Origin of the sequence: Streptomyces sp. NPDC050674, assembly GCF_040654575.1 — a bacterium.
Classification (GTDB): Bacteria; Actinomycetota; Actinomycetes; order Streptomycetales; family Streptomycetaceae; genus Streptomyces.
Window position 1 is genome coordinate 192,738 of record NZ_JBFAIG010000005.1, and the last position, 11,494, is coordinate 204,231.

Below are 11,494 nucleotides of genomic sequence, written 5' to 3' on the forward strand. Positions count from 1 at the left end.
ACCGGACCTCGCACGCCATGAGCAAGGCCGAGGTGTTCCGCGCCCTGCACCACCACCGGGCGCCCGGTGATCCGCTCGTGCTGCCCGGACCGTGGGACGCGGCCAGTGCGCGGGTGTTCGCGGAGGCCGGGTTCCCGGCGCTCGCCACGCCCAGCGCCGGGGTCGCCGCCTCCCTCGGGTACGAGGACGGGCAGGTCCCGGCCGACGAGATGTTCGCCGCGGTCGCCCGGATCGTCCGGGCCGTCGACGTGCCCGTGACGGCGGACGTGGAGGGAGGTTACGGGCTCGCGCCGAAGGAGCTGGTGGAGCGGCTGCTGGAGGCGGGGGCGGTCGGCTGCAACCTGGAGGACTCCGAGGGCGGGGTGCTCAAGGAGCCGCGGGCGCACGCCGCCTGGCTGGCCGAGGTGCGGGAGGCGGCCGGTGACCGGCTGTTCGTCAACGCGCGGGTGGACACCTTCATCCGTGGCGTCGCCGATCCGGACCGGGCCGTCGAGCGGGCCGCGCTGTACGTCGCCGCCGGGGCCGACTGCGTGTACCCGATCGGCGCCCCGCCGGACGTCCTGCCGCTGCTGCGGGCCGGGATCCAGGGGCCGCTCAACGTGGGGGCCCCGGCCGAGGGCGGCCCCTCGCCCGCCGAACTCGGCGCGCTCGGGGCCACCCGGATCACCTTCGGGCCGGGACTCCAGCGGTGGGCCGCCCGGGCCCTGCGGGAGATCGCCGACCGGCTGGTGCGGTGAACGTCAGGACAGCCACTTCTTCCACGTGGACTTGTGGCTGTCCACCCACTTCTTCGCCGCGTCCTCCGGTGTCATCTTCTGGTCGGCGATCATCAGGGAGACCTCGTTCTGGTCCTCCGTCGTCCACTTGAACTTCTTCAGGAAGGCCGCCGCCTTGCCGCCCTTCTTCGCGAAGTCCGCGTTGAGGTACTTCTGCAGCGGGGTGTGCGGATAGGCGCAGGCGACCTTGTCCGGGTCGGCGTCGCAGCCCTCCTTGTAGGGCGGCAGCTTCACCTCGGTCATCGGGACCTTCTTGAAGAGCCACTGCGGCGAGTACCAGTAGGTGAGGAAGGGCTTCTTCTCCTTGGCGAACTGCCGCATCTGCGTGATCTGCGCCGCCTCGGACCCGGCGAACACCACCTGGTAGTCCAGCTTCAGGTTCTTCACCAGCGCCTTGTCGTTGGTGACGTAGGACGGCGAACCGTCCATCAGCTGGCCCTTGCTGCCACTCTCGGGGGTGCGGAAGAGCTCGGCGTACTTGTTGAGGTTCTTCCAGTTCGTGATGTCCGGGTGCTGCTTGGCGAGGTACGTCGGGACGAACCAGCCGATGTGGCCGGTGACGCCGAGTTCTCCGCCGGGCGCGATCGTCTTCTTGTCCTTGACGTAGCGCTGCTCCTGCTCGGGGTGGCCCCAGTCCTCCAGGAGCGCGTCGACGCGGCCCTGGCTGAGGGCGTCCCAGGCGGGCACCTCGTCGACCTGGACGGTGTCGACGCGGTAGCCCAGCTCGTGCTCCAGGAGGTACTGGGCGACGGCCACGTTGGACTGGGCGCCCACCCAGGACTGCACGGACAGGGTCACGGTCCTGGCGCCCTGCGCGTTTGCGAAGGGCGAGGCCTGCTTGGTCATGTCGGCCGCGCCGCAGCCGGTGAGCAGGGCCAGGGAGCTCACCGCGGCGACCGCGGCGGTGGTACGGACGCGCATGTCAGGCTCCCTTCCTCGCGCGGCGTTCGGTGGGCTGGGTCACCCGGTCGAGCATCAGGCCGAGGCAGACGATCGCGGCGCCGGCCACCAGACCGGTCGCCAGGTCGCCCTGGGCGAGGCCGAAGACGACGTCGTAGCCGAGGGCGCCACCGCCGACCAGGCCGCCGATGACGACGACGGCGAGGACCAGGACCAGGCCCTGGTTGACGGCGAGCAGCAGCGCCGGGCGGGCCAGCGGGAGCTGCACCTGCTTCAGCTGCTGCCAGCTGGTCGCGCCCAGCGAGCTGGAGGACTCCAGCGCGGCCGGGTCGACCTGACGCAGGCCCTGGGTGGTGATGCGGACGACGGCCGGCAGCGCGTAGACGATCGCGGCGGCGACGGCCGGGGCGCGGCCGACGCCGAACAGGGCGACGACCGGGATCAGGTACACGAACTGCGGCATCGTCTGGAATACGTCGAGGACGGGGCGCAGGGCGCGCTCCATGCGGTCGCTGCGGGCGGCGGCGATGCCGACGGCGAAACCGACGACGAGGGTGACGGCGACGGCCGCCAGAACCTGGGAGAGGGTGTCCAGGGACGGCTTCCAGACACCGAGGACGCCGATCGCGGCCATGGCCAGGACGGCGGTCAGCGCGGTGCGCCAGGTGCCGATCACCCAGGCCAGGGCGGCGACGATCAGCAGCACCGACCACCAGGGCAGTGCTTGCAGGCCGTCGCGCATCGGGTCGAGGACCCAGGTGGTGAAGTGGCCCGCCCAGTCGGCGGTGCCGCCGACGACGGGGACGCCCGAGTACAGGTGCGCGGTCATCCAGTCGACGGCGCGGTTGACGGGCTCGGCGATGCCGACGACCCAGGGCTCCGGCCAGTCGAGGCGGCCCGCGAGCCGCCCGGCGACGGCCACGGCCAGGACGCCGGCGAGGGCGATGAGCCAGCCGCGCCCGCTGTGGGGCTCGGGTTCGGCGCCGAGCTTCTCCCCCGCCGCGCCGGTGACGCGGTCGAGGACGACGGCCAGCAGCACGATCGGGATGCCGGCGGCGAGCGCGGCGCCGACGTCGACCGAGGCCAGGGCCTGGTAGACGCGGTCACCGAGACCGCCGGCGCCGATGACGGCCGCGATGACGGCCATGGACAGCGCCATCATGATCGTCTGGTTGAGGCCGAGGAGGAGTTCCTTGCGGGCCAGCGGGATGCGGGCGGTCAGCAGGCGCTGGCGTGCGGTGGAGCCCAGGGACTCGACGGCCTCCAGCACCCCCTTGTCGGCTCCGCGCAGCCCGAGCGAGGTGAGGCGGGCCATGGGGGGCGCGGCGTAGATGACGGTGGCCAGCACGGCCGCCGGGACGCCGATGCCGAAGACCAGTACGACCGGCAGCAGGTAGGCGAAGGCGGGCAGCACCTGCATGGTGTCCAGGACCGGGCGCAGGATGCGGTCCATCCGGTCGGAGAGCCCGGCGGCGAGGCCGAGCAGCGCTCCGACGACGACCGACGCGAGGACGGCGACGACCATCAGGGCGAGCGTCTGCATGGTCGGCACCCACATGCCGAGCAGCCCGCAGGCGAGGAAGGCGACGGCCGTGCCGAGTGCCAGCTTCACACCGGCGACCCGCCAGGCGACCAGGGCGCCCAGGGCCGTGACCCCGGCCCAGCCGACGGCGAGGAGGGTGAGGTAGACGGCGCGTACGGCGAGGACGACGACGTTGCTGACGTGGCCGAAGAAGTAGAGGAACAGCGGGTGGCTGTCGCGGTTGTCGATGATCCAGTCGCTGGTCTTGGCGAGCGGCTCGGAGAAGTCGACGGTCAGCGCGCTCGGCCAGCTGCCGCTCGCCCAGCGGGCGTTGGCCAGCGGCACGAGGATCGCGGCGGCGAGACCGAGCAAGAGCAGCTTGCGGACGGCGTGGTGCTTGAGGAAGGCGGGCAGGCCTATGCGCGTCGGGGACGCGGTGATGGTCGCCATCACACCGCCTCCTTGGGCTGCTCCGTCCCCGGTGGAGCGGGCTGCTCCGTTCCGGCGACGACACCGAGGAGCGTGTCGGAGTCGATCACGCCCACGCACCGGCCCTTGTCGACGACCCGGGCCGGAGCGCCGGCGCGGGCGACCGCCTCGATCGCCTCGGACACCGTCGCGTCGGGCCGCACCGCCGGTCCGCTGCCGTTCTGGTCGCCCGAGGGGCGGCGCATGGCCGTACGGACGGTGAGGACCTGCTCGCGCGGGACGTCCCGGACGAACTCGCGCACGTAGTCGTCGGCGGGCGCGCCGACGATCTCCTCGGGGGTGCCGAGCTGCACGACGCGGCCGTCCCGCATCAGGGCGATGCGGTCGCCCAGCTTGAGGGCCTCCTGGAGGTCGTGGGTGATGAAGACCATCGTGCGGCCCTCTTCCCGGTGCAGCCGGACGACCTCTTCCTGCATGTCGCGCCGGATCAGCGGGTCGAGCGCGCTGAACGGCTCGTCGAAGAGCAGGACTTCCGGGTCGACGGCGAGCGCGCGGGCGAGGCCGACACGCTGCTGCTGGCCTCCGGAGAGCTGGCCGGGGCGGCGGTGCTCCATGCCCTCGAGGCCGACCTTGGCGACGACCTCGGCGGCCCGTTCGCGCCGCTCGGCCTTGCCCATGCCCTGGATCTCCAGGCCGTAGGCGACGTTGTCGAGGACGGTGCGGTGCGGCAGCAGGCCGAAGTGCTGGAAGACCATCGCGGCGCGGTGGCGCCGCAGTTCGCGCAGCCGGGAGCGGTCCATGGCGCGGACGTCCTCGCCATCGATGGCGATGGTGCCGGCGGTCGGCTCGATCAGCCGGGTCAGACAGCGCACCAGCGTGGACTTGCCGGAGCCGGACAGGCCCATGACGACGAAGACCTCGCCCTTGCGCACGTCGAAGCTGACGTCCCGGACGGCGGCCGTGCAGCCGGTGCGCGAGCGCAGCTCGGCCGGGTCGAGGGCGGTGAGCTCGGGGTCGCCGGGAACGCGGTCGGCCTTGGGGCCGAACACCTTCCACAGGCCCTCCACCGAGAAGACGGGTGTGGTGTCCATGGTCTGCTCCGTGGGGGGTTCGAGGGTCGCGGTCACTTGGAACCACCACCGATCAGCTCGGCGGCCTTCTCCCCGACCATGAGCACCCCGATCATCGGGTTCACGGTGGTCATGGTGGGGAACACGGAGGCGTCGGCGACGCGGATGCCTTCCAGGCCGCGGATGCGCAGCTCGGGGTCGACGACGGCGGTCGGGTCGTCGGAGTCGCCCATCTTGCAGGTGCCGGCGGGGTGGTAGACGGTGTGCGCGACCTTGCGGGCGTACTCGCTGAGCTCCTCGTCACCGGTGACGTCCGGGCCGGGGGCCACCTCGCGCTTGAGCCAGCCGGCCAGGGGCTCGGTCTTGGCGATCTCGCGGGCGATCCTGATGCCGTCGACGAGGGTCTTGCCGTCGTAGTCGTCCTCGTCGGTGAAGTAGCGGAAGTCCAGCGCGGGCTTGACCTCGGGGTCGGCGCTGGTCAGGTAGAGCCGGCCGCGGCTCTTCGGCTTGGGGATGTTCGGGGTCATCGAGACGCCGAACTCCGGCCGCTGGTAGCCCAGTCGTTCCGGGTTGTCCGTGAAGGGGATCTGGTAGAAGTGGAACATCAGGTCGGGGTGCGGCAGTTCGGGGTCGCGGCGCACGAACAGGCCCGCGTCCGAGTCCATCGCGGAGTTCTCCGGGATGGGACCGTTGGTCTCCCACACGATGACCGACTCGGGGTGGTCGAGCAGGTTCTCGCCGACGCCCGGCAGGTCGTGCGTGACGGGGATGCCGAGCTTCTCCAGGTCGCCCTTGGGGCCGATGCCGGAGTGCATCAGCAGCCGGGGCGAGTCGACGGCGCCGGCGCACAGCAGCACCTCGCGCCGCGCCTTGACGAGGATCTCCTCGCCGTCCTTGGTGCGCACGTGGACGCCCTCGGCGCGGTTGCCGTCCAGCTGGAGCTTGTACGCCCAGGTCTCCAGCAGGATCGTCAGGTTGGGCCGCTCGTCCATCACCGGGTGGAGGTAGGCCACCGACGCCGAGGACCGCTTGTTGTTCTCGGGGTGGTAGGCCAGGTCGAAGAAGCCGACGCCCTCGGTGAACGGCTTCTTGTTGAAGCCGTCGACGCGCGGCACGCCCAGGGCCTCCTGGGCGGCGTCGACGAAGTCGCGGGCGATGGCGTTGCGGTCCTTCTCGTCGACCGGGACGATGTTGTTGAGCAGCCGGGCGAAGTACGCCTCCATCTGCACCGCGCCCCAGCCCTTGGCCCCGGCGGCCTCCCACTCGTCCCAGTCGGCGGGCAGCGGCTTGAAGGCGATCAGGGTGTTGTGCGAGGAGCAGCCGCCCAGCACGCGGGCCCGGCTGTGCCGGATATGTGAGTTTCCGCGTGGCTGTTCGGTGGTCGGGTAGTCGTAGTCGAGCTCGCCGCCGAGCAGGCCCATCCAGCGGCGCAGGGTCAGCACATCGTCACGGCCGACGTCACTGGGGCCGCCCTCGATGACGGCGACCGTGACGTCCGGGTTCTCGGTCAGGCGCGAGGCGATCACGGAACCTGCGGTTCCGCCGCCTATCACGACATAGTCGTACTCATGGCTGGTGTGGGACATGGCGTGCTTGCTCCAGTGGGGATGAAGGGACGGGCTCGGGGGACGGGGACCTCAGCCCGGGGTGTGGGGGTCAGCCCGGGATGGGGGGTCGGCGGCCCGGCGGGAGGAGGGGTCAGCCCGCGAACCAGCGCACCGGCTTCGGAGCGAGGTTCTGGTAGACGTGCTTGGTCTCCCGGTACTCGGCGAGTCCGGCCGGGCCCAGTTCGCGGCCCACTCCGCTCTTGCCGAAGCCACCCCACTCCGCCTGCGGCAGGTAGGGGTGGAAGTCGTTGATCCAGATGGTGCCGTGGCGCAGCCGGCCGGCCACGCGGCGGGCGCGGCCCGCGTCGGCGGTCCAGACGCCGCCCGCGAGTCCGTACTCGGTGTCGTTGGCGAGGGCGACGGCCTCGTCCTCGGTGCGGAAGGTCTCGACGGTGAGGACCGGCCCGAAGACCTCCTCCCGCACGACGCGCATCTCGCGGTGGCAGTGGTCGAGGACGGTCGGCTCGTAGAAGTAGCCGTTCTCGGGGCGCTCGGGGGACGGCTCGGGGCGCTTGCCGCCGCAGCGCAGCACCGCGCCCTCCTTGAGGGCGGAGTCCACGTACATCTCGACCTTGGCGCGCTGCTGCTCGGAGACGAGCGGGCCGCACTCCACGCCGTCCTCGGTGCCGCGGCCGAGGCGGATCTTCTCGGCGCGCCGGGCGAGTTCGCCGACGAAGCGGTCCCGGACGGACTCCTCGATGATGAGGCGGGCACCGGCCGAGCAGACCTGGCCGCTGTGGATGAAGGCGGCGTTGAGGGCCTGGTCGACGGCGGTGTCGAAGCCCTCCTCGGTGGCGCAGGCGTCGGCGAAGACGACGTTGGGGTTCTTGCCGCCGAGTTCGAGGGCGACCTTCTTGACGGTCGGGGCGGCGGCCTGGGCGACCTTGGTGCCGCTGACCAGACCGCCGGTGAAGGAGACCAGGTCGACGTCGGGGTGCTCGGACAGCCGCGCGCCGACGGAGTGGCCCGGGCCGGTGACGATGTTGGCGACGCCCTCGGGGAGCCCGGCCTCGACGAGCAGCTCGATGAGCGCGATCGTCGTCATCGGGGTGATCTCGCTCGGCTTGATCACGAAGGTGTTGCCGGCGGCGAGGGCGGGGGCGATCTTCCAGCTGGCCTGGAGCAGCGGGTAGTTCCAGGGCGTGATCATCGCGCAGACGCCGATCGGCTCGTGCACGACGACGCTGTGGATGTCGGGCGAGCCCGCGTCCACGACCCGGCCCGGAGCCTCGCCCGCGACCAGGTCGGCGAAGTAGCGGAAGGCGTCGGCGACACAGTCGATGTCGACGCGGCCCTCCTCGACGGTCTTGCCCGCGTCCTGGGCCTCGAGCCGTCCGAGCTTCTCGCGGTCCCGGACGAGGAGATCGGCGACGCGGCGCAGCAGCGCGGCCCTCTCGGGGACGGGGGTGTGCGGCCACGGGCCTTCGTCGAAGGCACGCCGGGCGGCGGCGATCGCCAGATCGGTGTCCTTCTCGTCGCCCTCCGCGATCAGGGCGAAGGGCAGCGCGTCCGCGGGGTCGATGATCTCGCGGGTGGCCCCGGAAGTGGCCGCCCGCCACTTTCCTCCCGCATGGATGGTTTCACGCGCCTGAAGTTCGGTACTTTCCGCCATGATCGCTCTTCGCCTTCCGTTCCTGATCAGCGCCCCTGTGTCACATTCGTGTCACTAAGAGACCGAGTTCGCCTGCCCGACTCCCCCGGATGCATGCGCGTCGGTGGCTGAAAGTGCGCTGCGTCACTGAAAATGCGGACAAACAAGGGCTAAGCGCTCATCATTCACAGGTCATCCGGCGGGTCAGTCCCCCTCATGACCGCTCGGCGAGGGTCTCCCGCACCGCGTCCCGCAGCCAGGCGTGCGCGGGATCGACGTCGTGGCGCGGGTGCCAGGCGAGCCCCACCCGCAGCGGCGGGAGCGGCAGCGGCACCTCGAAGGTGGCCACGCCGAGGGCCCGCGCCATGGGGACGCTCCAGTAACTGATCAGGCCCGTCAGGTCGGTGGAGCGGACGACGAAGAGGGAGGCGGGGAAGGTGCCCACCGAGCCCACCACCCGCCGGGTCAGACCGAGTCCGGCGAGGGCGTCGTCCACCGGGCCGCGCAGCCTGCCCCGCCGGGAGACCACCAGGTGATCGGCTTCCCGGGCGAACCGCTCGGGAGTCAACTCGCCCTCCAGCAGCGGATGTCCGGCCCGTACGACACCCATCATCCGGTCCTCGTACAGCGGCTCCACGTGCACCTCGGGCGCCACCGTGTCGATCACACCGACCTCCAGATCGGCGGTTCCCTCCCGCAGCAGCGGCGCGTCCACATGGCTCTCGGCGAGGAACCGCAGCCGGATGCCGGGTGCGTCCCGGGCGGCCCGCGCGAACAGGGCAGGACCGCAGGAGGCGGCCACGGCGTCGTGGCACAGCACCGTGAACGTCCGGGTCACCGTGCGCAGGTCGGTGTCGGCGGGGGGCGCGAAGAGGGCCCGGGCCCTCTCGACCACCGCACTCACCTCGGCCCGCACGGCGAGCGCCCGCGGGGTCGGCACCCTGCTCGCCGGGCTCACGCTGTTCGCGGCCGGGGCCGCCCTCGGCGCCCTCGCCCGGGACCCCGCCGTGCTGATCGCCGGGCGTGGCGTCTCCGGGGCCGGGGCCGCGCTGATCACGCCCGCGACGATGTCGATCCTGATGCACCTCGCCGGGCCGCAAGGGCGCGCCCGGGCCATGGCCGCGTGGACACTGGCGCTCGGTCTGGGCGGGCTGGCCGGGAACCTGGGCGGTGGTCTCGCCGGCCAGTACGCGTCCTGGCGGGTCCTGTTCGCGGCCATGGTGCCGCTGGCCGCGCTGCTCGTCGCGGCGGTCGCCGTCACCACCCCGCGCACGGACCGCTCCCCGCACAGCAGCCTGGCCCCGGCCGGCACGCTGCTCCTCACCGGCGGACTTTTCGCGGTGCTCTTCGGCATCATCGAGGGCCCGGCGTACGGCTGGACCTCGCCCCGGATCCTGCTCGCGTTCGCCGCGGGCGCCGTGCTCGTCGCCCTGTTCACGATCGTGTCCCTGCGCTCGCGCGCCCCGCTGTTCGACCCGCGCGTCTTCGCCGCACCCCGGCTGCGCGCGACGACCCTGGGCATGGCGACCGGCTTCTTCGGCCTGTTCTCCCTGTTCTACGTCAACTCGCAGTACCTGCAAGGCGTCAAGGGCTACGGCCCCGCCCGCACCGGCCTCGCGATCGTGCCGCTCATCATCGGCATGGCCCTGGTGCCCGGGCTGGCCGCCCGCTGGTCCGCCCACCCGCGCCCTGTCATCGGCGGCGGCCTCGCCCTCATCGGCACCGGTCTGCTGGGCGTGTCCACGGCCGGGGCGGCGACGCCCTACCCGCTCTACGCCTGCTGGCTGTTGGTCCTGTCCGCAGGCACCGGGCTGTGCATGCCGGCGCTGACCCTGGGAGTGGTCACGTCCCTGCCGCCCCACCAGGCGGGCCTCGGCTCGGGCCTCGGCACCTCCGCCCGGGAGATCGGCGCGGCCCTCGGCGTCGCGGTCACCGGCACGGTCCTGGCCTCCCACGGCGATCTGCACACCGGCATGGCACCGGCGCTGCGCGTCGTGGGCCTGCTGGTCCTGGCGGCCACGGTGGCGGTGACCGTGGGATACGGCGGCACCGGCAAGGACTCCGGCCCCACGAAGCCCGCAGGCCCCGCACCGGAAGCAACCGGTACGGGGCCTGCGTACGAACGCGGAGAGACGGCTCTCGGCGGTGGCGTCAGATGAGACCGAGGCTGCGGACCGCCTCGCGCTCCTCCTCCAGCTCCTTGACGGAGGCGTCGATGCGGGCGCGGGAGAACTCGTTGATCTCCAGGCCCTGGACGATCTCGTACGTGCCGTTCTTGGTGGTGACGGGGAAGGAGGAGATCAGGCCCTCCGGGACGCCGTAGGAGCCGTCCGACGGGATGCCCATGGAGACCCAGTCGCCGTCGGCGGTGCCGTTGACCCAGCTGTGGACGTGGTCGATGGCGGCGTTGGCGGCGGACGCGGCCGACGAGGCGCCACGGGCCTCGATGATGGCGGCGCCGCGCTTGGCGACGGTCGGGATGAAGTCCTCGGCCAGCCACTTCTCGTCGTTGACGACCTCGGCGGCGTTCTTGCCGGCGATGGTGGCGTGGAAGATGTCGGGGTACTGGGTGGCGGAGTGGTTGCCCCAGATCGTCAGGCGCTTGATGTCGGCGACCGTCGAGCCCGTCTTCTTCGCGAGCTGGGTCAGCGCGCGGTTGTGGTCCAGGCGGGTCATGGCGGTGAACCGCTCGGCGGGGACGTCCGGCGCGGCGGCCTGGGCGATCAGGGCGTTGGTGTTGGCCGGGTTGCCGACGACGAGGACCTTGATGTCGTCCGCGGCGTGGTCGTTGATGGCCTTGCCCTGCGGCTTGAAGATGCCGCCGTTGGCCTCCAGCAGGTCACCGCGCTCCATGCCCTTGGTGCGGGGGCGGGCGCCGACGAGCAGGCCGACGTTGGCGCCGTCGAAGGCGACGTTCGGGTCGTCGGTGATCTCGATGCCCTGGAGGAGCGGGAACGCGCAGTCGTCCAGCTCCATGGCCGTGCCCTCGGCCGCCTTCAGGGCGGGCGTGATCTCCAGCAGGCGCAGCTTCACCGGCACGTCCGCGCCGAGCAGCTGACCGGAGGCGATGCGGAAGAGCAGGGCGTAACCGATCTGGCCGGCCGCGCCGGTGACGGTGACGTTCACGGGAGTGCGGGTCATGGCGTTCTCCGTATGACAGCTGGCGGTAGGGGCGGGGTCCCTGCCCCGGACGTTTGATCGATCTCTTGGCGTCAAGAGATCCATCCAGCGGTCAGGCTATCGCGCATCCGGGATCCCGGACGGCCGGGTCGGTGTGGCCCGGCCCACAACACCTTCCCCCGCCCATACGAGAGGCGGCCGCCCGTCCGGGAGAGGAGGACGAAGGCGGCCGCCTGGGGGATACCGACCATGCCGGACTCCCGTGGGGGTACGGTTCGCGTGCCCCCGATCGCCCCGGCCATTCCTCCCGGCCCGAAAAATTTCGCGCCGGGTTCCTCGACGGCGGCGGGCCCGGGCGGGCGGGCCGCGCACGTGTTCGGTACGGCCGGTTTCTTTGCGGTGCGGCCCTGTTGCCGTGCGGTGGGGCCGACTTGCTTACGGTCCGACCCTGCTGCCGTTCGGCTGGCGGCGGGGTTCGC

The 11,494-nt window shown here is 72.0% G+C and carries 8 protein-coding genes and 1 pseudogene; 2 read left to right on the forward strand and 7 right to left on the reverse strand.

Annotated elements, in window-relative coordinates; all coding sequences use genetic code 11:
• The first annotated feature begins 17 nt into the window (after window positions 1-17).
• A complete protein-coding gene (locus AB0I06_RS11240) occupies window positions 18-737 on the forward strand; it encodes an isocitrate lyase/phosphoenolpyruvate mutase family protein (RefSeq protein WP_363118512.1) in 720 nt (239 codons plus the stop codon).
• 3 nt (window positions 738-740) lie between these two features.
• Here AB0I06_RS11240 and AB0I06_RS11245 read toward each other — a convergent pair whose 3' ends face one another.
• The 6 genes and pseudogenes from AB0I06_RS11245 to AB0I06_RS11270 all read right to left on the reverse strand — a co-directional run.
• A complete protein-coding gene (locus tag AB0I06_RS11245) occupies window positions 741-1,697 on the reverse strand; it encodes an ABC transporter substrate-binding protein (RefSeq protein ID WP_363118513.1) in 957 nt (318 codons plus the stop codon).
• Window position 1,698: 1 nt separating this feature from the next.
• On the reverse strand, window positions 1,699-3,648 hold the full coding sequence (locus AB0I06_RS11250; protein WP_363118514.1) for an ABC transporter permease subunit: 1,950 nt from the start codon (window positions 3,646-3,648) through the stop codon (window positions 1,699-1,701).
• Entirely contained in the window at window positions 3,648-4,718 is a 1,071-nt protein-coding gene (locus AB0I06_RS11255) for a glycine betaine/L-proline ABC transporter ATP-binding protein (RefSeq protein ID WP_363118515.1), read from the reverse strand. Before AB0I06_RS11255 ends, AB0I06_RS11250 begins: the two co-directional genes overlap by 1 nt.
• Window positions 4,719-4,750: 32 nt before the next feature.
• Window positions 4,751-6,283, reverse strand: coding sequence for a GMC oxidoreductase (locus AB0I06_RS11260; RefSeq protein WP_363118516.1), 1,533 nt, complete (start codon window positions 6,281-6,283; stop codon window positions 4,751-4,753).
• Window positions 6,284-6,395: 112 nt separating this feature from the next.
• Window positions 6,396-7,916 (reverse strand): aldehyde dehydrogenase family protein, encoded by a 1,521-nt coding sequence (locus tag AB0I06_RS11265; protein WP_363118518.1) that lies wholly within the window; start codon window positions 7,914-7,916, stop codon window positions 6,396-6,398.
• A gap of 193 nt (window positions 7,917-8,109) precedes the next feature.
• Window positions 8,110-8,835: pseudogene (locus tag AB0I06_RS11270) on the reverse strand (LysR substrate-binding domain-containing protein); the annotation flags it as partial.
• On the opposite strand from AB0I06_RS11270, the gene AB0I06_RS11275 reads away from it, so the two are divergent.
• On the forward strand, window positions 8,747-10,054 hold the full coding sequence (locus tag AB0I06_RS11275; RefSeq protein WP_363118519.1) for an MFS transporter: 1,308 nt from the start codon (window positions 8,747-8,749) through the stop codon (window positions 10,052-10,054). The pseudogene AB0I06_RS11270 and the gene AB0I06_RS11275 overlap by 89 nt on opposite strands.
• Here the strand turns inward: AB0I06_RS11275 and AB0I06_RS11280 are convergent.
• Window positions 10,047-11,036: a malate dehydrogenase gene (locus AB0I06_RS11280; protein WP_363118520.1), complete on the reverse strand. Its 990-nt coding sequence runs from the start codon at window positions 11,034-11,036 to the stop codon at window positions 10,047-10,049. The genes AB0I06_RS11275 and AB0I06_RS11280 overlap by 8 nt on opposite strands.
• Between the last annotated feature and the right edge of the window lie 458 nt (window positions 11,037-11,494).

Excerpts from the sequence above, each read along its gene's own strand:
- AB0I06_RS11240 (WP_363118512.1), top strand. The coding sequence starts at position 18 with ATGAGCAAGGCCGAGGTGTTCCGCGCCCTGCACCACCACCGGGCGCCC.
- AB0I06_RS11245 (WP_363118513.1), bottom strand. The coding sequence starts at position 1,697 with ATGCGCGTCCGTACCACCGCCGCGGTCGCCGCGGTGAGCTCCCTGGCC.
- AB0I06_RS11250 (WP_363118514.1), bottom strand. The coding sequence starts at position 3,648 with ATGGCGACCATCACCGCGTCCCCGACGCGCATAGGCCTGCCCGCCTTC.
- AB0I06_RS11255 (WP_363118515.1), bottom strand. The coding sequence starts at position 4,718 with ATGGACACCACACCCGTCTTCTCGGTGGAGGGCCTGTGGAAGGTGTTC.
- AB0I06_RS11260 (WP_363118516.1), bottom strand. The coding sequence starts at position 6,283 with ATGTCCCACACCAGCCATGAGTACGACTATGTCGTGATAGGCGGCGGA.
- AB0I06_RS11265 (WP_363118518.1), bottom strand. The coding sequence starts at position 7,916 with ATGGCGGAAAGTACCGAACTTCAGGCGCGTGAAACCATCCATGCGGGA.
- AB0I06_RS11280 (WP_363118520.1), bottom strand. The coding sequence starts at position 11,036 with ATGACCCGCACTCCCGTGAACGTCACCGTCACCGGCGCGGCCGGCCAG.